Below are 26,333 nucleotides of genomic sequence, written 5' to 3'. Positions count from 1 at the left end.
GCTGATCGACCAGTCGGCCGATCGTCAGTCCCTATCATCGACGGGTGAGCACCCCCGAAATTCCGCCGACCCCGGCCGAGATCGCCACCGCGATCCGGGTGCTGGAGACGGCCCACCTGCTGGACGAGCAGGACACCCACTACGTGTCGCTGCGCCGGGCCACCGGCAAGATGTTCAAGTCGCTCAAGCGGGAGCGCCGGACCGCCAGGCGGGACGCCGTCAGCGCCGCCGACCGCGCTGTCCTGGCGTTGACCGCCACCGCCGCCCCCGACCGGATCGACGACGAGACCCGCGGCAATTCGCTGCGGTCGTCGGCCACCGGGGAGATCGCCGGCATCCTGCAGCGGCCGCGGCCCTGTTACATCTGCAAAACGCCCTACACCCAGGTCGATCACTTCTACCACCAGCTGTGTCCCGAGTGCGCGGCCTTCAGCCACCGGAAGCGGGACGCGAGAACGGATTTGACCGGACGCCGGGCACTGCTCACCGGCGGCCGGGCGAAGATCGGCATGTACATCGCGCTGCGGCTGCTGCGCGACGGCGCGCACACCACCATCACCACCCGCTTCCCGAAGGACGCGGCCCGCCGGTTCGCCGCGATGGAGGACTCGGCGGACTGGATCGAGAAGCTGGACATCGTCGGCATCGACCTGCGCGACCCCGCCCAGGTGATCGCGCTGACCGACTCGCTGGATGAGGCCGGGCCGCTGGACATCATCATCAACAACGCCGCCCAGACCGTCCGCCGCAGCCCCGGCGCCTATCAGCCACTGGCGGCCGCGGAGGACGAGCCGCTGCCGGCCGCGATCGAGGCCCGCGGGATCAATATCCGCAGCTTCGCCCGGGCGCACGAGAAGCATCCGCTGGCGCTGGCCGGTTCCGTCAGCCAGCATCCGGTGCTGGCCGCCGCGGCCGTCACCGAACTGGCCCTGCAGACCGGATCCGCGTCGCTGGACCGGATCGCGGCCGGCACCGCCATCGACGCCGGCGGCCTGGTACCGGACCAGACCCACATCAACTCCTGGACCCAGGTGGTCGAGCAGGTCGATCCGCTGGAGATGCTGGAAGTGCAGCTGTGCAACGTCACCGCGCCGTTCCTGCTGGTGTCCCGGCTGCGGCCGGCGATGCGGCGATCGACCGCCAGGCGCAAGTACATCGTCAACGTGTCGGCGATGGAGGGGCAGTTCTCCCGGGCCTACAAGGGGCCGGGACATCCGCACACCAACATGGCCAAGGCCGCGCTGAACATGATGACCCGCACCAGCGCCAAGGAAATGCTGGACACCGACGGCATTCTGATGACGGCGGTCGACACCGGCTGGATCACCGACGAGCGCCCGCACCACACCAAGGTGCGGCTGGCCGACGAGGGTTTCCACGCGCCGCTCGACCTGGTCGACGGCGCGGCCAGGGTCTACGACCCGATCGTGATGGGCGAGGCCGGTACCGACCTGTACGGCTGCTTCCTCAAGGACTACCGGCCCAGCCCCTGGTGAGTCGGACCTGCCGATCATCCCGACTTCGGGACATCATCGTCGGCTTCGTCACCCGCCGGTGATACCCCGAAGCCGGAAACCGTGGGCTGACGAGCGGGCCCGCGCCGCCGCTTCTCCCGAGCGCCGCGGGCGATCTCGGTGCCCAGCGCGTCCAGCCGCTGCTCCCAGAGCGGGCGGAACTGCTCCAGCCAGCCGTCGACCTGGGCCAGCGGCTCGGCGGACACTGCGTAGATCCGCCGTGCACCGTCGGCCCTGACGGTGGCGAACCCGCTGTCCCGCAACACCTTCAGTTGCATCGAGACGGCCGGTTGGCTGATCCCGAATTCGCCGGCGATCACCTGGGTCAACCCGCCGGAGGTGTGCTCGCCGGTCGCCAGCAGCTCCAGAATGCGACGCCGGACCGGGTCGCCGAGGACGTCGAATGCCTCCATTCGGCTCAGCGCTCGTCCGGGGCGGAATTGTCGGTAGCCGCGCCGTCGGGAACCGTGGTGTCGGGAACCGTGGTGTAGAAGGCGATACAGGCTTGCGACGCGGCCTCGGCCTGGTCCGGATCGACGCCGAAGGCGATATCCGCGTCGGCCCAGCCTCGGCTGATCGCCGTCACCGCCTCGATCCCCTCCGCGCTGAGCACCCACTGCTGGGCGGCGACCGGATCGACCGGCGCGCCCGAGGCCAGGTGCTCGGCCAGCCCGATCAGCCCGAGTTCCCAACCGATGCCGACGGCACCTGGACCGAACTGCGCCGCCATCCCCGGGTCGACCTCGGCGTCGTGGTGCAGGGTGAGCAGGGTTCGGTCGCCGTCGGGTTCGAGAGTGACTGTGACATAACTGATCTGCTCACCCATCTCCCAGGTGGCCGCCAATTCGCGCGGCGGCCGGCAGCCGAGGACCACGCCGCCGGCGTTGCCCTCGAACTGGTACCGCCCGCCGACCTTCAGATCGCCGGTCACCGGCAGGAACCAGCGCGGGATCCGCTCGCGATCGGTGAGGGCATCCCAGACGTCGTCGATCTCGGCCGGATAGCGCCGGCTGGCAATGAGTCTGGAGAGCTGCTTTCCGTCCCGCTCGACGGTTGTCATGCGGCGCCCGACTGCGCCGACGTGTGCTGCTGGTCCGCTGATCATGGTTCGCTCCGATCGACTGCGATGACGAGACTGCCTGTCGGATCCGAGCATATCAGGTTGCCCTGATATCAGCACGGCATTATGTTGTCGGCGCGCGAGTGGGACAACCCTGCTACGCCCCCGGGCGGGACAACCCTGCTACGCCCCCGGGCGGGACAACCCCGCTACGCCCCCGGGCGGGACAACCCCGCTACGCCGGCGAATCAGAGCGCGTCGACCGGGTCGACCTGGATCCGCGGCGTCACCGCGTTCTTGCGCGCGGACAGCTCGGTCGCCATCACCCGCAGGGCCGCGGTCAGCTCCCGGCGACCGGTCTGCCCGGTCCGCAGCAGTGCCCGCGATTTCTCCGCGACCGGTCCCCCCGCGCCGGGCGGTTCGTCCACCGGTACCGGGCCGAGCACCTCGGCCCCTTCCGGCAGCCGCAGGTCGTCCAGCGCGGCGGCGATGTCGTCCTCGCCGCCGGTGAGTGAGGCCATCGCCACCACCGGAGGGAATCCGAGCTCGCGGCGACCGGCCAGCTCCGAGGCGGCGTGCCAGGCCGGATCCCAGCGGATCAGCGCCTGCGCCGCCGGCACCGAGCCGTCGACACCGAGCACCACCCGGCCGCCGGCGGACGCCGGCCGGACCAGGGCGGCCGCTGTCAGCCACCGCCGCAACGCCACCTCGGCCGCCCGCAGGTCGGGTCGGGACAGCAGCAGACCGCCGTCCAGCAGCAGCGCCGCTCCATATCCCCCGTCGGCCACCGGCTCGGCGCCGGGGGTGGCCACCACGATGGCGGGCCCGGCCGGCACGCTGTCCTTGATGCTGTCGCCGGCCGACGTGACCAGGGCGGCACCAGGGAAGGCCCGACCCAGCTCCTCCGCGGTCCGCCGGGCACCCTGGCCGGCCGCCCGCAGCTCATGGCCACCGCAGGCCCCGCAGGTGAAGTGCGCCTCCGGTGCACCGCACCAGCGACAGCTCGGGATGCGGTTACCGGCCACGATGCCCAGTGGCCCGTGGCAGCGCCGGCAACGCGCCGGACGACGGCAGGTCACGCAGACCAGGGTGGGCAGGTAGCCCCGGCGCGGCACCTGCACCAGGACCGGCGCGCCGGCCTCCAGTGCCCGGCGGGCGGCGGCGAAGGCCGCGGGCGACAACCTGGCGCCCGATGCCGCCGAGTCGGCGCCGACGGCATAGCTGTCGCCTTGCGCCTCGATCCGCGGCGAGCGCTCGCGAATGGTCAGCCGGGGCGCGGCGATCTCCTTCGCCCAACCGGACTCGACCAGCAGCTGAGCCTCGGCGGTGCGCGAGATGCCGCCGACCAACAGCGCGCAACCGGCGGCCGCCGACCTCATCATCAGCACCTCGCGGGCATGCGGATACGGCGCGCGCGGCTCGGCGAACATCTCGTCGCCGTCGTCGAAGATGGCCACCATGGCCAGGTCGGCGACCGGGGCGAAGGCGGCCGCCCTGGTCCCGGCGACCACCGTCGCCAGCCCCCGCCGAATCCGCAGGAACCGGCGGTACCGCTCGGCCGGCCCGAGATCGGCGGCGAGAGTGACGAACCCGTCTGCCGGCAACGCCGCGGCCAGGGCGGTCTCGAGCCGGGCCAGGTCCCTGGCGTCCGGAACCAGCAGCAGCGCCCCACGGCCGGCGGTGTGCGCGGCGGCCGCCGCCTCGGCCAACCGGGCCGGCCAGTCCTCGCCGGGGGCCGCCTGCCAGACGGCGCGAGCCGGCGCCCCGCGGCTGACGGCGGCCAGGAACGCCCCGCCCGCCGGATAGGCCCGCCAGCCGGCCGGCACCGGGGACTCTGTTACCGGGGAGCCGTCAGCCCCGGATGTCGCCGGCGCACCGTCAGCCCCGGCCGGCACCGGGGAGTCCGTTACCGGGGAGCCGTCAGCCCCGGTTGTCGCCGGCGCACCGTCGGCCGCCTCCGGCACCGACGCCTCGGCCCGCGCGTGCCGCGGCGGCACCGCCAGCCGCAGCACATCGGCGAGGCTGCCGACGTACCGGTCGGCCACCGCCCTGGCCAGCGCGGCGACCTCGTCGGTGAGCACCGGCTCTGGTGAGACCACCCGCTCCAGAAAGCCCAGCCGGCCGCCGTGCTCGGAGCGCTCCAGCCGGCTCAGCACGAACCCGTCGACCAGCCGCCCGGCGAACCGCACCCGCACCCTGGCGCCGGGCACCGCCTGGTCCGCCAGGGCCTCCGGCACCAGGTAGTCGAACGGCCGGTCCAGGTGTAGCAGTGAGATGTCCACCGCCACCGACGCCACCGGATTGTCCCGACACGGCTGCTTCGGGACGGTGTTCCGCTGCCGACCGGACTTCGTGGACCCCTTGCTCGCCGCGCTGGTCGCACCGCCGGCCGTCACGGCACCCTCGGTCGGATCTGCCGCGGGCGCCCCGGCAACCGGCGGGGCGACCTCGAGCAGAGGCGGCTGCGCAGCGGGCGTCATCCCCTGTGGATATCAGACTCCCCCGTCGGTCGGCCAAGCTGTCCACAACCGCAGTGCTGCCGGACCCGGATCGGCGACGGACATCATGAGTCAAATGGCCGGCCCGGTTCGGCGTGCGACGGGGAATAGACGGAGCTGAGGGGCCGTTGACCCAGAAAGTTGAACCTTCAAGTAATTGGGGAGCCATGAACAACACCCTCGACGGCAGCGCGATCCAGGCCCTGCCCAGCACCGACATCCTTGACGCCGACACCTCGATGGGCGCCGTCACCCTCAAGGTCGGCGACCTCGACCCGATGGTGCGCTACTACCAGTCCGGCATCGGTTTGACCCTGCTGGCCCTTCAGGGAGGTCGGGCCGTCCTCGGCCGCCCGGGCAATCCCTCGCTGGTGTTGGAGCTCGCCCCCGAGCTCAAGTACGCCGCCGCCACCGCGGCCGGCTTGTTCCACACCGCGTTCCTCTTCGAGCAGGAGTCGGATCTCGCGTCCTCGGTCTACTCGGTGGCCAAGCAGTACCCAGCCGGATTCACCGGAAGCTCGGATCACCTGGTGAGCAAGGCCTTCTACTTCGACGACCCCGAGGGCAACGGTGTCGAGCTCTATTGGGACCGTCCGCGCGAGGAATGGACGTGGACCGACGGCCGGGTCGCGATGGACACGATCTTCCTTGACCCAAACCGGTTTCTGACGGAGACGCTCACCGATGCCGGTGCGGTGAAGGTCACCGAGGGGCGGACCGGGGTCGGGCACATCCACCTCAAGGTCGGCGACATCGCCACCGCCAAGCGTTTCTACGTCGACACCGTCGGCTTCGAGATCACCACCGAGTTCGGCAACCAGGCGTTGTTCGTCTCGGCCGGCGGCTACCACCATCACCTGGGCATGAACACCTGGCGCAGCCAGGGCGCCGGCGAGCGGACCCCGGCCCTCGGCCTCGGTGAGGTCTCGGTCCAGCTGCCCACCACCGACGGTCTCGGCGCGCTGCGCGAACGGCTGCAGACCCGCGGGATCCAGGTCGCCGACGACGGTCGCGAACTGGTGTTCGACGACCCATGGCGCAACCTGGTCCGGGTGAGCGGCCCCGCGCGCTGACCCCGCCGGTTACCGAAACCCCAACGCTGGGTTTCCGTCAGACCTGAGGTCAGAAGCCGAGGGCGGACTTGAGCGCGTCGGCCCGGTCCACCTGCTCCCAGGGCAGTTCGATGTCGGTGCGACCGAAGTGGCCGTAGGCGGCGGTCTGCGCGTAAATCGGCCGCTTCAGGTCCAGGTCCCGGATGATCGCGCCCGGCCGCAGGTCGAACACCTCGCGGATGGCCTGGGCGATCTTGTCCGGATCCACCTGCTCGGTGCCGAACGTCTCGACGAACAGCCCGACCGGCGCGGCGACGCCGATCGCGTAGGCGACCTGCACCTCGATCCGCTCGGCCAGCCCGGCGGCCACCGCATTCTTGGCCACCCAGCGCATGGCGTAGGCGGCGGAGCGGTCGACCTTGGACGGGTCCTTGCCGGAGAAGGCGCCGCCACCGTGCCTGGCCATCCCGCCGTAGGTGTCGACGATGATCTTGCGGCCGGTGAGGCCGGCATCGCCCATCGGGCCGCCGACGACGAACCGGCCGGTGGGGTTGATGTGCTTTCCGTAGTCCCGGGTGTCGATGGCCAGATCGGCGATGATCGGCTCGATCACATGCTTGGTGACGTCCGGGGTGAGCAGCTTGTCGAGGTCGACGTCCTCGGCGTGCTGGCTGGAGATCACCACGGTGTCCAGCCGGAGCGCCTTGTCGCCCACGTACTCGATCGTCACCTGGGTCTTGCCGTCGGGACGCAGGTACGGAACGGTGCCGTCCTTGCGGACCTCGGTGAGCCGGCGGGACAGCCGGTGCGCCAGGGCGATCGGCAGCGGCATCAGCTCGGGGGTGTCGCTGCAGGCGTAGCCGAACATCAGGCCCTGGTCGCCGGCGCCCTGCCTGGCGATCTCGTCGTCCGCTTGAGAACCGCCGCCGCCGGTGCCGCGCCGGGCCTCCTCGGAGGTATCGACACCCTGGGCGATATCGGCCGACTGCGCGCCGATCGCCACATTGACCCCGCAGGAGGCACCGTCGAAGCCCTTGGCCGACGAGTCGTAGCCAATGTTCAGCACGGTGTCCCGGACGATGGTCGGGATGTCGGCGTAGGCCTCGGTGGTGACCTCGCCGGCGACGTGCACCTGGCCGGTGGTGACCATCGTCTCGACCGCGACCCGGCTCGCCGGGTCCTGGCGCAGCAGTTCGTCGAGGATCGAGTCACTGATCGCATCACAGATCTTGTCCGGATGGCCTTCGGTGACCGACTCGGAGGTGAAAAGGCGGGATGTCACGTGGTAGCTCCTCGGGTGTTGAGATCGGTGCTGTCGGCCGTCGGCGTGCTGAGATTAGTCGCCACAGGGTCGCCGGGCTGCGCCAGGGCGGCGGCCAGCGCGTCGCAGACGGCCGCCGCGACCACCGTCTTGGGCCCGAACGGCACGTCGACGCTGTCGCCGCCGGTGCGCAGGATGACGGCCGCGTTGTGGTCGGTCTCGAAACCCCGACCGCCGTCGACCCGGTTGACCACCAGCAGGTCGCAGCCCTTGCGGGCCAGTTTCTGCCGGCCGAACTCCAGCGGGCTGGTGGTGTCGTCACCGGTCTCGGCAGCGAACCCGGCGATCACCGGCCGGCGATCGGCGCCGCGATCGGCGACCAGACCGGCCAGGATGTCCGGGTTCTCCAGCAGCTCGATCGCCGGCGGTCCGGTGTCGGCGGTCTTCTTGATCTTGTGGGCGGCCGGATCGGCCGGCCGGAAGTCGGCGACCGCGGCGTTCATCACCACCGCGTCGGTCCCGGAAGCGACCGCCTCACGCATCGCGGTCTGCAACTCCACCGCCGACACCACGGGGCGAACAACCACCCCCGGTGGGTCGGCGAGCGCGGCATTGGCCGCGACCAGCGTCACCTCGGCGCCGCGGGCGGCCGCCACCAGGGCGATGGCGTAGCCCTGCCGGCCGGACGACCGGTTGCCCAGGAAACGCACCGGGTCCAGCGCTTCCCTGGTACCGCCGGCTGACACCACGACGCGCCGGCCGGCCAGATCGAACGGCAGCGGGTGGTGTGCCGGATCGGCGGCGAGCAGCAGCTCGGCGAGCTGTGCCAGGTGCTCGGGATCGGGCAATCGGCCCGGCCCGGAATCCGGGCCGGTGAGCCGGCCGACGGCCGGGGGAACGACGGTGACGCCGCGGCTGCGCAGGGTCGCCACGTTGGCGACGGTGGCCGGGTGCGTCCACATCTCGGTGTGCATGGCCGGTGCCATCAGCACCGGCGCCCTGCTGACCAGCAGGGTGGCTGCGAGCAGGTCGTCACCGCGGCCGGATGCGGTGCGGGCCAACAGATCCGCCGTGGCCGGAGCCACGATCACCAGATCGGCCTGTTGGCCGATGGCGACGTGCCGGACGGTCGGCACATCGGTGAAGACGTCCGTCGACACCGGGTTGCCGGACAGCGCCTCGAAGGTGGCGATGCCGACGAACTTCAGCGCGGATTCGGTGGCGACGACGGTGACGTCGTGGCCGGCCGCCTTGAGCCGGCGGAGCAGCTCACACGCCTTGTAGGCGGCAATGCCGCCGCTGACGCCCAGGACGATGTTCTTGCCGTCCAGGGGCGCCGGTCCAGGGTGAACCTGAGGCGTCAGGTTCACTCGCCGCCTTCTTCGCCGCCCTCTTTATGCTCCAACAGGCCGCCGGAGATCTCCCGCATGGCTATCGACAGCGGCTTCTCCTTGGGCAGCGGCTCGACCAGCGGGCCGACGTACTCGAGCAGGCCCTCACCGAGCTGGGCGTAGTAGTCGTTGATCTGCCGGGCGCGCTTGGCGGCGTAGATCGACAGCGCGTACTTCGAGCTCGCCCTGGTCAGCAGTTCGTCGATCGGCGGGTAGGTGATGCCCAGGGCGGCGATCTCGGCCGGGGTGTGGGTCTTGGCGGTCTCGGCTGCGCCGGTCTCGCCGGTGGTGGGCACAGTGCTGGGCACGGTCACGCTGGTCAACTCCTGAACTTGGAAAACATGGGGATCATCCGGGCGGCTCCGCGGGCTGCTGCCACACCGTCGGTGTGTCACCGACACGGCTGGTCACCGAAGACGCTGATCAGCCACCAAGTCTAGCAAGGTCTGGACGGCCGCCTCGACGTCGTGGTTCACCACGGTGTGGTCGAACTCGGGCTCGGCGGCCAGTTCGTCGCGGGCGGCCTGCAGCCTGGCCTCGCGGATCTCCGCGCTCTCGGTGCCGCGGCCGATCAGGCGCCGGGCCAATTCCTCGTACGAGGGCGGCGCCAGGAAGATCAGCACCGGTCGCAACTCGGCGGATCCGGCCAGTGCGTCCCTGACCTGCCGGGCGCCCTGGACGTCGATCTCCAGCAGCACGTCCTGGCCGGCGGCGATGTGCTCCAGCACCGCGCGGCGCGGGGTGCCGTAGAGGTTGCCGGCGAACTCGGCCCATTCCAGCAGCTCACCGCCGGCGGCCAGTTCGGCGAACCGCTCGGGGCTGACGAAGTAGTACGTCACCCCCTCGACGTCACCAGGGCGCGGCGGCCTGGTGGTCACCGACACCGACAACCACAGCGTCGACAGGACGGTCCGCAGCCGGGCCAGCACCGTGCTCTTGCCGACCCCTGAGGGCCCGGAGAGCACGAACAGCCGACCCGGTGACGGGTGCGCTGCCTGCTGCGGCCCGGCTGCGGCCGTCATCGTCGGGTGCGGATTCGTCGGGTGCTGATCGATCGGGTGCGGCTCAGAAGCCGAACTCGTCCAGCAGCGCCTTCCGCTGCCGGTCGCCGAGGCCGCGAACCCGGCGGCTGGCGGCGATGTCGAACTGCTCCATCAGGGCGGCCGCGCGGACCTTGCCGACACCCGGCAGGGCTTCCAACAATGCGGAGACCTTCAGCTTGGCCAGCGCCTCGTCGCTCTCGGCGTCGATGAGCACCTGCTTCAGGGTCGTTCCGCCCCGCTTCAGCCGCTCCTTCAGCTCGGCCCGCACCTTGCGTGCGGCCGCGGCCTTGGCCAGCGCGGCGGCCCGCTGCTCGTCGGTCAACTGGGGCAGTGCCACTTCGTCCTCTTTCGGGTGTGTTCGTTCTTCTGCGGATCTTCGGGGAAATGCGTCCGATGTCGCCGGGCTCTGTTTCGCTGTCGATACCGGTGATTCTGTCGATGCTCGCCCGTGGACTCCATCGCGGACTCCTGCGAACCTACCGAGGTGGTCTGACCCGGGCAATCACCGGAGGCCCCCCAGAGCGCAGGAGTGCTGTGAATCTCAGTATTTCGCGAGGGCGCGGCACTTCACAGGGGTCTCAGTTCTTCGGCGGCCTCGCCCGCATCCTGGCCACCAGTGCGGTGTCGTAGGCCCCGGAGACGAACTCGGGGTTCGTCAGCAGCTCGGCGTGGAAGGCCAGGTTCGATTTCGGGCCGGCGATCTGGAAGCCGGCCACCGCGGCAGCGGCCCGCTCCAGTGCCTGCGCCCGATCGGCGCCGTGCACAATCAGCTTCGCCATCAGCGAGTCGTAGGCCGGCGTCACCGTCGTGCCGGGGCCGTACCCGGAGTCCACCCGCACGCCGTCGCCGCTGGGCTCCACCCAGCTGGTGATCACGCCGGGGCCGGGCAGGAACCGCTTCGGGTCCTCGGCGTTGATCCGCAGCTCGATGGCGTGCCCGGTCGGCGGCGCCTCGGCCAGCCCGGGGTCCTCCCCCGCGGCCACCAGCAGCTGGGCGCGCACCAGGTCGATACCGAGCACCTCCTCGGTGATCGGATGCTCCACCTGCAGCCTGGTGTTCATCTCGAGGAAGAAGAACTCCTTCGTCCCCGGGGAGAACAGGAACTCGACGGTGCCGGCGCCGCGGTAGGAGACCGCCGCGCCGGCGTCCCTTGCCGCCTGCAGCAGCTGTTCCCTGGTCGCCGGATCCATCACCGGGCACGGGGTCTCCTCGGCCACCTTCTGGTTGCGGCGCTGCACCGAGCAGTCCCGTTCCCCCAGCGCGAGGATCCGCCCGTCCGGCAGGCCGAGGATCTGCACCTCGACGTGCCGCACGCTGGGGAAGTACCGCTCCACGAACACCGACGCGTCGCCGAACATCCGGCCGGCGAAGGCCGTCACCTTCTCGTATTCGGCGACCAGCTGCTCGGCGCCGTCGACGACCGCCATGCCCATCCCGCCGCCACCGGCGGACGCCTTGATCATCACCGGGTAGCCGATCTGTCCGGCCGCCGCCGCCGCGTCCGCAGCGGTGCCGACCGGGTCCTCGGTGCCAGGCGCCACCGGCACGCCGGCGGCCGCCATCAGGTTGCGGGCGGCGATCTTGTCGCCCATCGCGGTGATCGCCGACGGGCTCGGGCCGACCCAGATCAGCCCGGCGTCGGCCACCGCAGCGGCGAAGTCGGCGTTCTCCGACAGGAACCCGTAGCCGGGGTGGATCGCCTGTGCCCCGGTGTCTTTGGCCGCCTGCAGGATCGCCGCAACATCCCGATATGCCTGGGCCGGCGCGTCACCGCCGATCAGCACGGCCTGGTCGGCCTCGGCCACGAACGGCAGGTCGGCGTCGAGCTCGGAATGCACCGCAACGGTGCGCAGGCCCATCTCGCGCGCAGTGCGGATCACCCGGCGGGCGATCTCACCGCGATTGGCCACCAGCAACGATTCGAACATCGAACTCCCTTGTCAGCCACAGTCGGCTTGTCGGTCCCAGGTGCCCACACCCAGGTAGCGCAAACCTGGCGGCGTGGAGCGAACCTCACGGCGTGTCCCAACAACTTTGCGCTACCTGGTGGGAAACGGCTCCGGCGCACAGGCTAGCCGACCGATCACCCGTCCTCCGGTCGCCGCAGCGGCTTGCCCTCGATGCCTTCCCTGGTGGCCGACAGCTGCTCCTGGCTCATCGCCAGCCCGCGCATCCCGCTGCCGTCCTCGCGCAGCCCGACCATCGAATGACGGCGGCCGTAGAGGAAGTAGACGACCACCCCGACCACCATCCAGACCCCGAATCGGATCCAGGTGAAGGTGACCAGGTTGAGCATCAGCCAGACGCAGGCGATCACCGACAGGATCGGGATCAGCGGCATCAGCGGCACCTTGTAGCCGCGCGGCAGGTCCGGCCGCCTGCGGCGCAGGATGATCACCCCGATCGAGACCAACACGAAGGCGAACAGGGTGCCGACGTTGACCATCTCCTCCAGGTCAGAGGTCGGCACGAACCCGGCGACCACGGCGACGATCGCCCCGACGATGACGGTGATGATCGCCGGCGTCCCGGTGCGCTGGTTCACCTTCGCCAGCCGGCGCGGCAGCAGCCCGTCGCGGGCCATCGCGAAGACCACCCGCGACTGCCCGAGCAGCAGCACCATCACCACGGTGGTGAGGCCGGCCAGCGCTCCGATCGCGATCACCTTGGCCGCCCAGTCGACGTTCAGCTGGCTGAACGCGGAGGCGAGCGTGGCGTGCTCACCGTCGTGGGTGCCGTCCGGCAGCAGCGGCCCGAGCTCGTTGTACTTCACCATTCCGGTGATCACCACCGTCACCAGGACGTACAGCACGGTGACGATGGCCAGCGAGCCGAAGATGCCGCGCGGCAGATCCCGCTGCGGCTCCCTGGTCTCCTCCGCCGCGGTGGCGACGATGTCGAACCCGATGAAGGCGAAGAAGACGATCGAGGCGGCGGCCAGGATGCCGAAGACCCCGAAGCTGCTGGGGGCCTGGCCGATGATCAGCTGCAGCAGCGGCTGGTCAAGGGCGCGGCCGCCGCCGTCGACCGGCTGGGACGGCGGGATGAACGGCGTCAGATTCGAGGCCTTGAAGTAGAAGAAGCCGACCACGATCACCAGCAGCACCACGGCCACCTTGATGGTGGTGATCACCAGGTTGGCCCGCGCCGACAGCTTGGTGCCGAGCACCAGCAGCACGGTGAGGATCGCGATGATCAGCACCGCTCCCCAGTCGAAGTTGAAGCCGTCGGCCGGACCGATGATCGTGGTGAGGCTGCCGCCGAACTGTTCGAACAGGTTCCCGAGGTAAGCCGACCAGCCCTTGGCGACCACCGCCGCGCCCAACGCCAGTTCCAGCACCAGGTCCCAGCCGATGATCCAGGCGACGAACTCCCCCAGCGTCGCGTAGGAGAACGTGTAGGCCGACCCGGCCACCGGGACGGTGGAGGCGAACTCGGCGTAGCACATCGCGGCCAGTCCGCAGGCGACGGCGGCCAGCAGGAAACCGATGGTGACGGACGGGCCGGCCTTGGTGGCGGCCACCTTCGCGCCCAGGGTGAAGATGCCGGCGCCGATCACCACGGCGACGCCGAACACCGTCAGGTCCAGCGCGGACAGGTTGCGTTTGAGTTGGTGGCCCGGCTCGTCGGTGTCCTGCATGGATTGCTCGACGGACTTGGTGCGCCACAACGAACTCATGCTCGTCACGTCCCTCCGCTACCCGGGCAAACGCGCCGCCGGACACATGCCCTGCGTTGGCACGTGACGCTAGTCCGGCGCGGCCCGATCCGCTCGGGCACCGCGGGTTCGCGGGTCAGTTCGTCAGGCCGTCGGTGGCCAGGAAGGCCAGGCATTCGCCGCTCACCGAGACACCGGACTCGGCGGCGCCGATCCAGGCCGAACGGCCACGCGGCACCTGCAGGGTGTCGCCGCCGGGATCCGTCAGGGTCGCGGTGCCCTGCACCACCAGCAGCACCCGGGGCCCGGGGTGATCCAACGGGATGGCGGCATCCGGGCCGGCCGTCGTCGGCTCCAGCCGGCACAGCTCGAACTCGGCGGCGGGCGTCGGATAGCACCAGCGGCCAGGGCCGGCCGGCACCGGGTCGATCACCGGGACGTCGCCGACGGCGAAGTCCAGCACCCGCATCAGTTCCGGCACGTCGACGTGCTTCGGGGTGAGCCCGCCGCGCAGCACGTTGTCCGAGTTGGCCATGATCTCGATGCCGGTGCCCGACAGGTAGGCGTGCAGGTTACCGGCACCCAGATACAGGGCCTGGCCGGGCTGCAGCGTCACCCGGTTCATCAGCAGCGAGGCCAGCACGCCGGGGTCGCCCGGGTAGCGCTCCCCCAGTTCCAGCGCGGTGCGGTACTCGACCGAGTACTCGCTGCCGGCCCTGACCCGTTCCACGCAGGCCGCCAGCACCGAATCCAGGACCGGCATCAGCGCGGCCGGCGGCATGGTGATGATCGAGGAGAACAGTGCCCTGGTGCCCTGCTCGTCCGGCTGGCCGGCCAACAGGGTCAGATAGCGGTCGAACTCCGGGCTGGCCAGTTCCTGCAGCAGCCGGACGCTGGTGGCAGGGTCGCGGAAGCCGCACAGGGCGTGGAACTCGGTGAGCGCGCAGATCAGTTCGGGCTTGTGGGAGGCGTCCTTGTAGTTGCGCATCGGCGAGTTGATCTCGACGCCGGCCGCTTCCTCCTGGGCGAAGCCGGACTTCGCCTGGGTGGCCGACGGATGTGCCTGCAGCGACAGCGGTTCGGCGGCGGCGAGCACCTTGAGCAGGAACGGGAGGCGATCGCCGAACTCGGCGGCGACGCCGCCCAGCGCGGTAGCTGAATCGGCGGAGATGTGCTCTACCAACGAGATCGGGCCGTTGTCCGAGTCGATCACGGACGGGTCGCCGGGATGCGCACCGATCCACAACTCGGCCTGCGGATGGACGGACGGCACCGGTTCGCCGAGCAGTTCGGCGATGGCGGTGCGCGACCCCCACGCATAGGCACGTACCCGGTTGGTCATCAACTTCACGACTGGTTCCCACCTTGCCGGGGCAGCACTGCTTCGCCCCGCTCACTCCGGCGACGTTCCGCCGGACTCACCCTCGACTGGTCACCCCACGGTAGCCGCCCGTCGGCCGCCGACAGACGGCCCGCGGCGCGCAAACGGGTCACGTCGGCCCGGCGGCACCCGATTCCTCACCATTGTTCGGATCGGCCCCGGCCGGATCAATCCCGGACGGATCGGTCGGGTTCGGATCCGCTGGGTTCCGGCCGCCGATGCTGCTGAGGAAGTCGTCATCCAGCCGTTCGTCATCGTCGCCGGCGTCGAGGTCGCGGATCGGGGCGAAGGCGCCGCGCTCCTCCGCCCGTACCGCGCCCAGCGCGGTGCCGGCCGGGCCGAGCCCGTCCGGCGCATCCAGCGGCGGCAGCTGCCCGGCGGCCAGCCCGAGGTAGACGGCGGCGAAGGTCAGCCGCAGCACCAGTTCCGCCGCCGCGCTGGCGGCGTCCATCGGCCGGGAGGCGTCCTGCCCTGTGCGTTCCGGGGCGACGCGTTCCCGACCCGGGCGTTCCGGACCGGCGCCCGGTATCCGCTCCAGGTCACTTCGGTACTGGTGATCGGGGCGCCGGTCGGAGGCCTCGTTGCGATCGGGGGCCACCACCGGAGCGCTGGGCAACGCCGCGGCCAGCGCACCGGCTGCCGGATCGGTGCCGAGGGTGATGATCACCGGGACGGCCCACGGCGGGCCTTCCGCCGGGTCCGCGAACGGGTCGGCGAACAGATCGCGGCTGACGGCCGCCCGACGCAGCACCGCCGGCGACTGCGCCGCCGCCCCGGCGGGCAGCACCGCGGCCGCGACGCCGGCCAGGTCGGTGAGCAACTGCCCGGCCAGGGCGGCGATCGCGTCGCCCATCGGGTCGCCGCCGACCAGCAGCGGCGCTCCGTCGTAGAGGTACTCGGCAAGGGTGACGGCGGGGTTGACGAACTCCTCCGCCGACGGATGACAGGCCAGCGAGGTGGCGTCCAGGGTGTCGGCCCAATCCAGCAGGTCGGGCGTGGTGCGCAGCAGGCCGCAGCGGTGTGCGACGCCGATCAGCAGAGCGAGCCGGGCCGGCGCGGCCAGCGCCTCGGTGACCGCGACCTGCGGCGGCAGCATGATCGCGTGGGCGCCTGGCGACGGGGTCCCGGCGGCGGCCCGGACGATCACCGTCGCACCGCGGCGGGCCGCCTGCTCGGCGGCGATGCCGGCGATCGGGTCGTGCACCTGGCCGGCCAGCACCACCACCAGGTCCAGCGCCCCCACCCACGACGGCAACTCCTGGACGGCCACTACCGGCGCGGTGGCGCGGGCGCCGATGGCGGCCCGCAGCAGGTCGGCCTCGGCCGTCACCCGCGTTCCGGCGATCACCAGGGCGCGCGGAGTGTCCAACTCCGGGAGGTCCGCCAGTGCCGCGTGCACGGCCCGCACCTGCGCGCCGGCGGTGGCAGCGGCCGGTAACAGCCGGGCGCCGTCCGCGGCCACCAACCCTGACGGGTCGTGCAGCAGGTCGACGCCGCCACCGGTCATGGCGTCGGCTGGGTTCCCGCGGGGTCTGCGACGTCTGCAGCGTCTGAGGTGCCCGTGGATTCTGCGGCGTCTGCCGAATCCGCCGGGTCGCCGGCGGGTCCGCCGGTGGCCTCGTCCAGCAGCAGCACCGGGATGCCGTCCCGGACCGGGAAGACGCGCCCGCATTCGGTGCAGGTCAACGCATCCGCGTCCGGGTCGTCGGCGGTACCGACGGTCAGGGGGGCGTGATGGGTGTCCGGGCAGGCCAACACGTCCAGCAGTACAGGATCCAGTTGCAAGACCATGGGATCATCCTTCCACGCCGCGTTCCCTACCGGGACGGGCCGCGAGCAATCCACCGACGTGGAGGCTCGCTGCCCGCATTCGAGCCGTCGCCGCAAGGAAACCCACCGATTCGGAGGGTTTCTCCCCGCCCGTCAGCCCCGAATGATCGCCAACAACTCGGCCCGCAGCGCGGCCATCTCCTCCGGCGTGGCGGCCTCGGCGTTCAGCCGCAGCAGCGGCTCGGTGTTGCTGGCCCTGATGTTGGCCCAACTGCCGTCGGGCAGCGAGACCGTCAGCCCGTCCAACTCGTCGATCTCGCCGCCGCGGTCGGCGGCCCAGGCGCGGATCTTCGCCTGCACGGCCGGCACGTCCTGCACCGTCGAGTTGATCTCGCCCGAGGCGCTGTACCGCTCGTACTCGGCGGCCAGCTCGGACAACGGCCGGTCCTGGCCACCCAGCGCGGCCAGCACGTGCATTGCGGCCAGCATCCCGGTATCGGCCCGGAAGAAGTCGGCGAAGTAGTAGTGCGCCGAGTGCTCACCGCCGAACACCGCGCCGGTCCTGGCCATCTCGGCCTTGATGAACGAGTGGCCGACCCTGGTCCGGACCGGGACGCCGCCGTGCTCGGTGATCACCTCCGGCACCGCCCTGGAGGTGATCAGGTTGTGCAGGATGGTCGCGCCAGGATTCCTGGCCAGCTCGCGGGCGGCCACCAGGCCGGTGATCGCACTGGGCGAGACCGCATCGCCGTTCTGGTCGATCACGAAGCAGCGGTCGGCGTCGCCGTCGAAGGCCAGCCCGATGTCGGCACCGAGCCGACGCACCTCGGCCTGCAGATCGACCAGGTTCGCCGGGTCCAACGGGTTCGCCTCGTGGTTCGGGAAGTTGCCGTCGAGCTCGAAGTACAGCTCGTGCACCTGCAGCGGCAGCCCGGAGAACACCGCCGGAACGGTGTAGCCGGCCATCCCGTTGCCGGCATCGACCACCACCGACAGCGGGCGGATCGACGACAGGTCCACCAGGGAGTGCAGGAACTCGGCGTAGGCACCGAGCAGCTCCTGGTCGGAGGTGGTGCCCGGGGTGGCCGACGGCGTCGCACCCTGGCCGCGGAGGGTGGCGGCGGCCGCGTCCCGGATCCCGGCCAGGCCGGTGTCCAGGCTGATCGGTACCGCGCCCGCCAGGCAGGTCTTGATCCCGTTGTAGCTGGCCGGGTTGTGCGAGGCGGTGAACATCGCGCCTGGCAGGTTCAGCGATCCGGAGGCGAAGTAGAGCATGTCGGTCGACGCCAGCCCGGCCCTGACCACATCGACCCCGGCGCTGGTCACGCCCTCCGCGAAGGCGCCGGAGAGCTCCGGCGACGAATCGCGCATGTCGTGGGCGATCACCACGCTGGTGGCCGGGTCGATGCCAGCCGGCAGCGGATCGCTCTGGCCCGACACGAACCGGCCGAACGCCAGGCCCAGTGCGCGGCACAGTTCGGCGGTCAGCTGATCGCCGACCAGTCCGCGAATGTCGTAGGCCTTGACGATCTGGCCGAGCGCTGCCGCCGGGTCGGTGGCTGACGCCTGGTTGTCCTGCATGTAGGTCCTCTCGGTGACGATCGGGTCCGACGATCAGTTGTCGGGAAAGGTGAGCACCCGCAAGTGCCCGCGCCGGCCGGTGACGACCGGCGGCGGCTCCGGGCTGCGCTCGCCGCGGCCCGCTTCCCGGACCGCATCGGCCAATGCTTCCAGATCGTCGACACCGGGACCGATGTCCATCAGATCGGCATCCGGGCGCACGACCTCCCAGCCCTTCGGCGCGGTCAGACCAAGGGCGTGATCGCTACACAGGTCGTAGGAGTGCGGTTCGACGCCGGTCGCCAGCGGGCCCACCACCGCGGTGGAGTCGGCGTAGGCGTAGGTCAGGGTGGCCACCGCAGGGTTGGTACACCCGGTGCGGGAGCATCGGCGGACTCGGGACACCCCGTCGACGCTAATCGACCGCCCCGGCCGCCGCCTGACGGCGCGCCGGGCGGCCGCCCGGAGAAGAACCGGGGCGATCGAACCTAGACTGGCCCGGCCATGTCTACCGAACCATCGACCGGTCGCCCGAACGCCCCGGGTGCCGCCGATCAGCCCGGTCGCCCGAAGGGGCCGCCGGCCTCGAGCTCACCGGCCGAGCGGCCGCACCGGCGCGCCCGCCGCGATCGCCGCGGCCGGGGCCTGCGCGGCCCGCTGCTGTCCCCGGCGGTGCCGAATTCCCGCTCGCGCGGTCAGCAGTTCGACCTGGCGGTGTTGGAGGCGGTCGAGGATCTCGAGGAGTTGTGGGGCGAGCAGCTCACCGCGATCGAGTTCGCCGTCGACGAGGTACCCCCGCTGCCGGCGGGCGAGGTGCTGCCGTCCGCCGATGTGGTGCTGGACGGCGGCGTGCCGTTGACCAGATTCGTGCCGCCCGGCGTCGACCGCCGGGGCCGGCCGACCAAGGCCAGGGTGATCATCTACCGCCGGCCGCTGGAAGGCCGCGCGGTCGATCCGGCTGACCTCAGCGACCTGGTCGCCGAGGTGCTCGCCGAGCAGGTCGCATCAGTCCTCGGCGACCCGCCGGAAGCATGACTCACCCGCCGTGAGCCCGTACAGCGATGCGAGGACACGAAACGGCGACGCAGGAGCCGGTTCGTGACCGCAAGCGAGCGCGGCGGGCGAGTCAGACGGCCCTGCGCTTGAGGCGTCGACGTTCCCGTTCCGAGAGCCCGCCCCAGATGCCGAACCGCTCGTCGTGGGCCAGCGCGTAACTCAGGCACTCGCCCCGCACCTCACAGCCGGTGCAGATCTTCTTCGCCTCGCGGGTCGACCCACCCTTCTCCGGGAAGAAGGCCTCGGGATCGGTCTGGGCGCACAGTGCCCGGTCGTGCCACTCCTCGTCCGCCGCTGCCGCGGAGATCGGGAGGTAGTCCATGATGCTGTACTCGGGTTCCGTCATGGCGTGATGTCCTCTCGGTTGCCGCTCCGCCGGCAGGTGCTTGTCGGCGCGTAGTGGTCGGCCGGGACGTCCGTACCGCTACCCCGGCTGGCGGTAGCGGACCGCACGACCCAACGAAATGACACGCTTGTGATTACACCCGTGTGTTCTCCACACGTCAAGCCGAGTCGGGTGATATGGGCACCATTTCGGGCATTCCGCGGGGTAAACGCACGAACGAGTGACGAAAGGTGTCGGACGGTGACCGGATTCCGCGTCCCGACGGCGGTTTTGTGGGGCCGCGGCCGCCGTCCAGCACACTGGACCGATGATCCGATCCGCGTCTGGCCGCCGCCGCACCTCCGGCGGCTCCTGGATATTTCCCGTCATCCTGCTGATCACTGTCGGCACCGCGATCGCGCTGGCCACCGGGACGGGACCGCTGCAGCTGTGGATGTTCGTCTTCGTGCTCGGCGGCTGGACGATCACCCTGTGCCTGCACGAGTTCGCGCACGCGGCGATCTCGCTGGCCGGTGGCGACACCTCGGTGCGCGAGCGCGGGTACCTGACGCTGAACCTGCTGCGCTACACCGATCCGACGAACTCGTTCATCATCCCGTTGCTCGTGCTGGTGATCGGCGGCATCCCGCTGCCCGGCGGCGCCGTGCTGGTGGAACCCGGCCGGCTGCGCTACCGCTGGTGGTCCTCGCTGGTATCCGCCGGCGGTCCGGCGGTGAACCTGCTGTCCGGGGTGGTGCTGGCACTGGTGGCGGCCCCGATGACCTCGCCGCTGGGTGCCGCGGTCGCCTTCCTGGCCCTGCTGCAGTTCTTCGCCGGCATCCTGAACCTGTTGCCGATCCCCGGGTTCGACGGCTTCGGCGTGATCACCCCGTACCTGCCGGCCGCCTTCCTGCGGAGCATCGCCCCGTTCCGGCAGTGGGCGCCGCTGGCGGTGTTCGTCATCCTGTTCAGCGTCCCCACCGCGCGCAACTGGCTGTGGGACGCGTCGTGGAACCTCTACCAAGGCGCCGGCGGCGATGTGCGGCTGGCGATCGCCGGGCTCGACCTGTTCCCCAATCTGCAGAACCTCAACTGGTAGCCCGGGCCCGGATCCGTCGGCCCGGATGGAAGGATCGTTGCGTGCACATTGCAGTCCTGGCCGGCGGAGTCGGCGGAGCGAAGTTCCTGGCCGGGGTGAAGCGTCATCTCGGCTGGGATCCCTACGGCGCGGCGCCGGCCGACACCGACGACGAGATCGTGGCGATCGTCAACACGGCCGACGACATCCGGTTGCACGGCCTGCAGATCTGTCCCGATCTCGACTCGTGTCTGTACACGTTGTCCGGCCAGGCCGACACCGAGCGCGGTTGGGGGCGGGCCGGCGAGACCTGGACGGCGTCCGGCGAACTCGCCGGGTACGGCGCGGAGGCGCCGTGGTTCTCGTTGGGCGACAAGGACATCGCCACCCACCTGGTGCGAACCAGGATGTTGGACGCCGGGTACCCGCTGTCGTCGGTGACGGCCGCCCTGGTGGCCAGATGGCAACCGGGGGTGACCCTGCTGCCGATGACCGACGACCGGGTCGAGACGCATGTGGTGGTGGCCGACCCGGCGGCCACGGCCGGCGACCCGGCACCGCTGATCGCCCTGCATTTCCAGGAGTGGTGGGTGCGGCACGGGGCGGGCCTCACCCCGCAGTCGATCTCGCCGATCGGCGCGGCCGAGTCGACGCCTGCGCCCGGCGTGCTGGAGGCGATCGCGGCGGCCGACCTGATCCTGATCGCGCCGTCCAACCCTGTGGTGTCGATCGGCACCATTGTGGCGGTGCCCGGCATCAAGCAGGCGCTGCGGTCCGCCACCGCCCCGGTGGTCGCGGTGGCGCCGCTGATCGGCGGCGCGCCGGTCCGCGGCCATGCCGATGTCTGCCTGGCGGCGATCGGCGTCGAGTCGACCGCCGAGGCGGTCGGTCGACACTACGGCGCCCGCTCCGACCAGGGTCTGCTCGACGGGTACCTGATCGCGACCGGCGAAACCGCTGACGTACCAGGGGTTCGGGTGTCCGCCGTCCCGTTGCTGATGAGCGACCCCGATGCCACCGCCGCGATGGTGCAGGCCTGCCGGGAGGTGGCCGGTGTCTGAACAGATCGGGTCTGACGCCACCGGGGCTGACGCAACCGCGGCCGACCCGACCGGGTCTGACGCCACCTGGGCTGGCGAAATCGCGGCCGATCAGCCGCTCGGAGCATCGCCGGCCGCCCGCGGCCTACAGGTGCTACCGGTGACCGGGCTGCCGGAATTCCGGCCGGGCGACGACCTGGCCGGCGAGCTGGCCGCGGCCGCGCCGTGGATCGTCGACGGCGACGTGCTGGTGGTGACCTCGAAGGTGCTGTCCAAGTGCGAGGGCCGGCTGGTCCCCAGCCCGACCGACCCTGAGCAACGGGATGCCTTCCGGCGCAACCTGATCGATCGAGAGACCGTGCGGCTGGTGGCCCAGGTCGGTCGGACCAGGATCGTCGAGAACCACCTCGGGCTGATCGCCGCCGCCGCTGGCATCGACGCCTCGAACGTGCACACCGACGAGATCGCTCTGCTGCCGGTGGATCCGGACGGCTCGGCCGCCGCGTTGGTCAGCGCGTTCGCCGACCGCGGGCTCCGGGTCGGTGTGGTGATCACCGACACTCAGGGCCGGGCCTGGCGGGACGGGGTGACGGACGTGGCCATCGGCGCCGCCGGCGTTTCGGTGCTGGACGATCACCGCGGTGGCGTCGACGAGCACGGCAACGAGCTGGTGGTGACCCAGGTGGCGATCGGCGACGAGATGGCCGCCGCCGCCGATCTGGTGAAGGGGAAGCTGTCCGGCGTGCCGGTCGCCGTGCTGCGCGGGGTCGACGCGACGGGCGGCCGGTCGCATCCCGGCGGTGGCCGGCAATTGATCCGGCCGCACGAGCAGGACCTGTTCCGGCTCGGCACTGATCTGTCGATCCGGCACGGGCACCGGGAGGGCGCCCGGCTGGCGGCGCTGGACCTGGACTTCGCCGCCGAGGCGGTGAACTCCGCCGAGGTTGACCTGTGGATCGCCACCGCCCGCGGCGTCACCCCGCTGGTGTTGCGAGCCGGCCTGGAGATCCGGGCAGTGCCCGGCACCGACCCGGTCGTGGTGGTGGCGGCTGCCGATCCGCAGGAGGAACCGGCGGGTCTGCCGCCGGCCGGGGTGCGGGCCGGCGCCGCATTGCAGGTGCTGCGCGGCATCGCGATCGCCGAGGGCCTGGCCGCTCGCTGGCTCACGGTGCTGCCCGACGACACCGGCCTGCCCGCGGACTTCACCGCGCTGGCGGCCATCGAGATCGGGCTCCGGCGGGCCGAGGACACGCTCCCCGAGCCCGGCACCCGGTCGACGTGACCCACGCTTGGACGCATGCCGACGCGCTGGCCGCGCTGACGTCCTGGACTGCGCCCGATCATCATCAGGCCGCGCTGCAGCAGGCCTATCTGGGCTTCCTGCTGGCCCGCGCCGACGCGACCGAAAGAGCCTGCGCACCGGGCCATCTGACGGCCAGCGCGGTGCTGTTGTCGGCGGACCGCGACCGTACGCTGCTCACCCTGCACCCGCGGGTCGGCAGGTGGCTGCAATTGGGTGGGCACTGCGAGGACGCCGATTCCACCCTCCGCGGCGCCGCGTTGCGGGAGGCGACCGAGGAGTCAGGCATCGCCGGACTGACCATCTCGCCGCGGCCGATCCACCTCGAGGTGCACCCCATCACCTGCTCGCTCGGCGTGCCGACCCGGCACTTCGACGTCCGGTTCGTGGCGCTCGCCGCGGCCGGCGCCGAGCCGGTGATCTCTGCCGAGTCGGACGACCTGCGCTGGTGGCCGGTCGAGGCGCTGCCGGCCGACACCGATCCCGGCCTACGCGCCGCGGTCCGTGCCGCGGTCGAACACCCGATCGAATCGGTTGCCCGCCAAGCACACTGACCCGCCGACTCCGGCGGCGAGCCGGCGCCCAACGCACCGGCGCGCTTCCCCACAGGTCGCAAGGCCCGGCCGTACTCTCCGCTGTAACCCAAGTGACAGATGTGCCGGATGTGACAGGTGTGATGTAGCGATGAACCCACTCGAACGGGCCGGGTCGCAGCTCGAGACGGCCCGCCTGCGCCATCCGCTCGCGGTGCTGCCGGGGCGGGTGCTCTCGCCGATGGACTCCCAGCGAACAGTCGCGATCGGCCGGGAGCTGATCGACTCCTGCGACCCGCGGCGCAGTCAGTCGGAGAAGGGCTGACGGACGGGCTGAGCGACTCCGCGGCGGTGCCACTGAGTTGCCGACTCTGACTGTCGCCGTCAACGACTCGTCGCGCATCGTCACGCCCGTGCAACGCCACAGCCCCGGGGACCGTCCGCACGGGTGAGGGCGCCGCTGCGGTGCCGAGTCCTTCCGAGTACAGCCACCGTGTGCACCGGAACGGTCAGCTTGCGGTGACCTGCACGGATTCCGATCACCCTGCGTTGCGAGTCGCCCGGACCACCGGTTCGTGAGCCCTAGGATGTGCCACTGTGAGGATCAGCGTCGTCGGACCGATCCACCCGTTCAAGGGGGGAATCGCGCAACACACAGCGGCGATGGCGAACGCCCTGACCGAGCGGGGCCATCAGGTCCGAGTGGAGAATTGGAACCGGCAGTACCCACGGCTGCTGTATCCCGGTCAGCTGACCATCGACGATGACGAAGTACCAATCGCTGCCGAGACGGTGCGCCGACTTTCCTGGAATCGCCCCGACAGCTGGTTCCGGGTGGGCCGTGCGATCCGGAACCAGGACCTGGTTGTGGTCGCTCACGTCGGTCCGATCCAGGTCCCGGCGTACCGGTCCTTGCTGGCAGGCATGCACGGCGGCAGTGCCCGCCGAGTGATCGTTGCCCACAACGTGTTGCCGCACGAACGCAGCCGCACTGATGCCGCTCTGGTACGCGGCCTTTTCGGTGCCGCCGGGCGGGTGATCACCCATTCGGAACCACAGGCCGAGCTGGCCAGATCGCTCACCCCGACCGACGTCGTGATGGCACCGATCGCGCCGTTCCTGCCTCGTGACTTCAGCCGTACTTGTCCAACTCCCGGAGAGCATCGCCGATTGCTGTTCTTCGGTTTGGTCCGCCGATACAAGGGCCTGGACGTCCTGATCAGAGCACTGGCGGACGGTCCGCCGGACATCCGACTGAAGGTTGCCGGTGAGTTCTGGGGCGGCATCGGATCGACAAAGAATCTGATCGCCGAACTAGGGCTCGGTGAACGCATCGAGCTGATCCCCCGCTACGCCGCCGCATCCGAAGTGCCCGGATTGTTCTCCGATGTCGATGCGCTGGTGGCGCCTTATCGCGAGGCGACCGGCTCGCAGGCTGTCTGGACCGGGTTCCAATTCGGCGTTCCGGTGATTGCCACCGAGACCGGTAGGTTGGCGGCGGACATCACGCCGGGCGTGGACGGGCTGCTCGCCCAACCGAACGACGTCGGTTCGCTGTCCGCCGCCATCAACGACTTCTATCTGCCCGGACGACCCGAATTGATGCGCACGAAGGTCCACCCGGTAGACCCCGCCCCGTACTGGGACGAATACGTCGCCGCGTTGACCGGCACCGGTCGATGATCGGAGGCGACGAGTCTGGGCCGATCGGAGGCGACGCGTCGGGGCAGCCGGTCGACCCGCGGACACAGGATCCCGGATCCAGCATCTCGGACGATGCGAGTGATGCTGGTCACGCGGCACCAGTCGCAGCGGCCACTACCGCTCGTCGGCGGCGATGGGGAACGATCCTGAAGGTCGCGTTCGGGATAGCGGTATTCGGATTCGGCATCTACTTCTTCGCCAGCAGATGGGATGAGATCAGCCTTCAGCTCAGTCGAGCGGACTGGCGGTGGCTGGCCGCGGCTGCGGTGTTCGCCGGCATCGGGTTGTCGGCGTCGGCGTTCACTTTGCGTTCACTATTGGAAATGACCAGTCGGCACCGGCTGGCGCCGGCGGCCGCGGCGAGATTGTTCTTCGTCAGCCAACTCGGAAAGTACCTACCAGGCTCTGTCTGGCCGGTCGTGGTGGTGACCCAGATGGGCCGCAAACACGGCATCGACGGCGACGCCTCGGCCACCGCCGGGGTCCTCGCCCTGTTCCTTTCACTGGTGACCGGCGGGGCGTTGGGCATCGTCGTGACGCTGGCCGGGTCGGTCGGCAGCGGGGCAGGCGGCTTGTGGTGGCTGCTGTTGCTACTACCTGTGGTGATCGTGATGGCGATGCCCAAGGTCGTCTTTCGAGGGGTGAACTTCGGACTGAAGATCTTGCGGCGCAAGCCGATCGAGTTCGACGGTGGTTCTCGCAACCACTACTTCGCGGCCATCGGGTTCCAGGTCTTCTCGTGGCTGATGCTCGGCCTGCAGTGCTGGGCGCTGTGCGTGTCGTTGGGCGCGGACCCGGCCACGTCGCTGGTCGGCGCGATCGGCGGTTTCGCGCTGGCGTTCACGGCCGGCACCGTGTTCGTGCCGGCTCCGGCCGGCGCCGGAGTGCGGGAGGCCGTCCTGGGAGTGGCGCTGTCCTCGACCTTGGCGGACAGTTCGTCGTTCAACCACGCCTCCGTGCTGGCGGTCGTCCTGTTGTCCAGAGCCGTGCTGGCTGTCCTGGATTTTGCGTTCGCCGGCGCCTCGATGCTGGTCTACCGACAGTCGATCTCACGGCGCGGGATCGATCGAATCGATGCGTTACCCTGACCGGGTTCGCGGACAGGAAGG

At 70.7% G+C, this 26,333-nt stretch carries 26 protein-coding genes; 10 read left to right on the top strand and 16 right to left on the bottom strand.

The features are described 5' to 3' along the window. The first annotated feature begins 44 nt into the window (after positions 1 to 44). Positions 45 to 1,496, top strand: a complete 1,452-nt coding sequence (locus K340_RS0121710; protein ID WP_029138239.1) for an SDR family oxidoreductase — start codon at positions 45 to 47, stop codon at positions 1,494 to 1,496. Positions 1,497 to 1,510: 14 nt separating this feature from the next. Here K340_RS0121710 and K340_RS32305 read toward each other — a convergent pair whose 3' ends face one another. The 3 genes from K340_RS32305 to K340_RS0121695 all read right to left on the bottom strand — a co-directional run bounded on the left by K340_RS32305 (position 1,511) and on the right by K340_RS0121695 (position 5,054). Next, positions 1,511 to 1,927 carry an ArsR/SmtB family transcription factor gene (locus K340_RS32305; RefSeq protein WP_051267172.1) on the bottom strand — a complete coding sequence of 139 codons (417 nt, stop codon included), beginning with the start codon at positions 1,925 to 1,927 and terminating at the stop codon, positions 1,511 to 1,513. Between the two features lie 5 nt (positions 1,928 to 1,932). Then, positions 1,933 to 2,574, bottom strand: coding sequence for an SRPBCC family protein (locus tag K340_RS32300; protein ID WP_051267170.1), 642 nt, complete (start codon positions 2,572 to 2,574; stop codon positions 1,933 to 1,935). Between the two features lie 248 nt (positions 2,575 to 2,822). Further along, positions 2,823 to 5,054: a primosomal protein N' family DNA-binding protein gene (locus K340_RS0121695; protein WP_051267167.1), complete on the bottom strand. Its 2,232-nt coding sequence runs from the start codon at positions 5,052 to 5,054 to the stop codon at positions 2,823 to 2,825. Positions 5,055 to 5,239: 185 nt separating this feature from the next. Here K340_RS0121695 and K340_RS0121690 point away from each other — a divergent pair, with 185 nt between their 5' ends. Further along, positions 5,240 to 6,145: a VOC family protein gene (locus tag K340_RS0121690; RefSeq protein ID WP_211229582.1), complete on the top strand. Its 906-nt coding sequence runs from the start codon at positions 5,240 to 5,242 to the stop codon at positions 6,143 to 6,145. A 49-nt stretch (positions 6,146 to 6,194) separates the two neighbouring features. On the opposite strand, the gene metK is transcribed toward K340_RS0121690, so the two are convergent. The 12 genes from metK to K340_RS0121630 all read right to left on the bottom strand — a co-directional run bounded on the left by metK (position 6,195) and on the right by K340_RS0121630 (position 18,593). After that, positions 6,195 to 7,406 (bottom strand): methionine adenosyltransferase, encoded by a 1,212-nt coding sequence (gene metK / locus K340_RS0121685; protein WP_029138236.1) that lies wholly within the window; start codon positions 7,404 to 7,406, stop codon positions 6,195 to 6,197. Further along, positions 7,403 to 8,716: a bifunctional phosphopantothenoylcysteine decarboxylase/phosphopantothenate--cysteine ligase CoaBC gene (coaBC, locus tag K340_RS32295; RefSeq protein ID WP_084614837.1), complete on the bottom strand. Its 1,314-nt coding sequence runs from the start codon at positions 8,714 to 8,716 to the stop codon at positions 7,403 to 7,405. The genes metK and coaBC overlap by 4 nt, the downstream gene beginning before the upstream one ends. 35 nt (positions 8,717 to 8,751) lie before the next feature. Beyond that, on the bottom strand, positions 8,752 to 9,012 hold the full coding sequence (rpoZ, locus tag K340_RS0121675; RefSeq protein ID WP_029138235.1) for a DNA-directed RNA polymerase subunit omega: 261 nt from the start codon (positions 9,010 to 9,012) through the stop codon (positions 8,752 to 8,754). 171 nt (positions 9,013 to 9,183) lie between these two features. Then, entirely contained in the window at positions 9,184 to 9,798 is a 615-nt protein-coding gene (gene gmk / locus K340_RS0121670) for a guanylate kinase (protein WP_051267166.1), read from the bottom strand. A gap of 43 nt (positions 9,799 to 9,841) precedes the next feature. Continuing rightward, a complete protein-coding gene (gene mihF, locus K340_RS0121665; RefSeq protein ID WP_029138233.1) occupies positions 9,842 to 10,156 on the bottom strand; it encodes an integration host factor, actinobacterial type in 315 nt (104 codons plus the stop codon). Between the two features lie 241 nt (positions 10,157 to 10,397). Then, complete coding sequence (locus K340_RS0121660) at positions 10,398 to 11,747, bottom strand: acetyl-CoA carboxylase biotin carboxylase subunit (RefSeq protein ID WP_029138232.1); 1,350 nt, start codon at positions 11,745 to 11,747, stop codon at positions 10,398 to 10,400. Between the two features lie 155 nt (positions 11,748 to 11,902). Next, positions 11,903 to 13,498, bottom strand: coding sequence for an amino acid permease (locus tag K340_RS32290; protein WP_051267164.1), 1,596 nt, complete (start codon positions 13,496 to 13,498; stop codon positions 11,903 to 11,905). A 115-nt stretch (positions 13,499 to 13,613) separates the two neighbouring features. Next, positions 13,614 to 14,819, bottom strand: a complete 1,206-nt coding sequence (gene manA / locus K340_RS0121650; RefSeq protein ID WP_154674445.1) for a mannose-6-phosphate isomerase, class I — start codon at positions 14,817 to 14,819, stop codon at positions 13,614 to 13,616. A gap of 148 nt (positions 14,820 to 14,967) precedes the next feature. After that, positions 14,968 to 16,365 carry a hypothetical protein gene (locus K340_RS34690; RefSeq protein WP_051267162.1) on the bottom strand — a complete coding sequence of 466 codons (1,398 nt, stop codon included), beginning with the start codon at positions 16,363 to 16,365 and terminating at the stop codon, positions 14,968 to 14,970. Further along, positions 16,362 to 16,649, bottom strand: a complete 288-nt coding sequence (locus K340_RS32280; protein ID WP_037366124.1) for a Trm112 family protein — start codon at positions 16,647 to 16,649, stop codon at positions 16,362 to 16,364. Before K340_RS32280 ends, K340_RS34690 begins: the two co-directional genes overlap by 4 nt. Positions 16,650 to 16,781: 132 nt before the next feature. Then, a complete protein-coding gene (locus K340_RS0121635; protein ID WP_051267160.1) occupies positions 16,782 to 18,209 on the bottom strand; it encodes a phosphomannomutase/phosphoglucomutase in 1,428 nt (475 codons plus the stop codon). Positions 18,210 to 18,242: 33 nt separating this feature from the next. Beyond that, a complete protein-coding gene (locus tag K340_RS0121630; protein ID WP_029138229.1) occupies positions 18,243 to 18,593 on the bottom strand; it encodes a DUF3499 domain-containing protein in 351 nt (116 codons plus the stop codon). A 99-nt stretch (positions 18,594 to 18,692) separates the two neighbouring features. Here K340_RS0121630 and K340_RS32275 point away from each other — a divergent pair, with 99 nt between their 5' ends. Then, entirely contained in the window at positions 18,693 to 19,223 is a 531-nt protein-coding gene (locus K340_RS32275) for a metallopeptidase family protein (RefSeq protein ID WP_084614742.1), read from the top strand. A 91-nt stretch (positions 19,224 to 19,314) separates the two neighbouring features. Here K340_RS32275 and K340_RS0121620 read toward each other — a convergent pair whose 3' ends face one another. Then, positions 19,315 to 19,566, bottom strand: a complete 252-nt coding sequence (locus K340_RS0121620; protein WP_037366287.1) for a WhiB family transcriptional regulator — start codon at positions 19,564 to 19,566, stop codon at positions 19,315 to 19,317. Between the two features lie 331 nt (positions 19,567 to 19,897). On the opposite strand from K340_RS0121620, the gene K340_RS0121615 reads away from it, so the two are divergent. The 7 genes from K340_RS0121615 (at position 19,898) to K340_RS32265 (ending at position 26,312) form a co-directional block, all read left to right on the top strand. Further along, a complete protein-coding gene (locus K340_RS0121615; protein WP_051267157.1) occupies positions 19,898 to 20,668 on the top strand; it encodes a site-2 protease family protein in 771 nt (256 codons plus the stop codon). A gap of 41 nt (positions 20,669 to 20,709) precedes the next feature. Next, complete coding sequence (gene cofD, locus K340_RS0121610) at positions 20,710 to 21,708, top strand: 2-phospho-L-lactate transferase (protein WP_029138226.1); 999 nt, start codon at positions 20,710 to 20,712, stop codon at positions 21,706 to 21,708. Next, the gene (locus K340_RS34685) at positions 21,701 to 22,969 is read left to right on the top strand and encodes a coenzyme F420-0:L-glutamate ligase (protein ID WP_051267153.1); all 1,269 of its coding nucleotides are present in this window, start codon (positions 21,701 to 21,703) and stop codon (positions 22,967 to 22,969) included. The genes cofD and K340_RS34685 overlap by 8 nt, the downstream gene beginning before the upstream one ends. Beyond that, the gene (locus K340_RS0121600; RefSeq protein WP_029138225.1) at positions 22,966 to 23,541 is read left to right on the top strand and encodes an NUDIX hydrolase; all 576 of its coding nucleotides are present in this window, start codon (positions 22,966 to 22,968) and stop codon (positions 23,539 to 23,541) included. The genes K340_RS34685 and K340_RS0121600 overlap by 4 nt, the downstream gene beginning before the upstream one ends. Positions 23,542 to 23,671: 130 nt before the next feature. Further along, positions 23,672 to 23,845 carry a hypothetical protein gene (locus K340_RS36110; RefSeq protein WP_154674419.1) on the top strand — a complete coding sequence of 58 codons (174 nt, stop codon included), beginning with the start codon at positions 23,672 to 23,674 and terminating at the stop codon, positions 23,843 to 23,845. A 272-nt stretch (positions 23,846 to 24,117) separates the two neighbouring features. Beyond that, the gene (locus K340_RS0121590) at positions 24,118 to 25,203 is read left to right on the top strand and encodes a glycosyltransferase (protein WP_029138224.1); all 1,086 of its coding nucleotides are present in this window, start codon (positions 24,118 to 24,120) and stop codon (positions 25,201 to 25,203) included. Then, positions 25,200 to 26,312, top strand: coding sequence for a lysylphosphatidylglycerol synthase transmembrane domain-containing protein (locus K340_RS32265; RefSeq protein ID WP_051267151.1), 1,113 nt, complete (start codon positions 25,200 to 25,202; stop codon positions 26,310 to 26,312). The genes K340_RS0121590 and K340_RS32265 overlap by 4 nt, the downstream gene beginning before the upstream one ends. The last annotated feature ends 21 nt before the right edge of the window (positions 26,313 to 26,333 follow it).

The organism is Nakamurella lactea DSM 19367 (assembly GCF_000426645.1).
Lineage (GTDB): Bacteria > Actinomycetota > Actinomycetes > Mycobacteriales > Nakamurellaceae > Nakamurella > Nakamurella lactea.
This window is presented reverse-complemented; position numbering and strand designations above follow the sequence as displayed.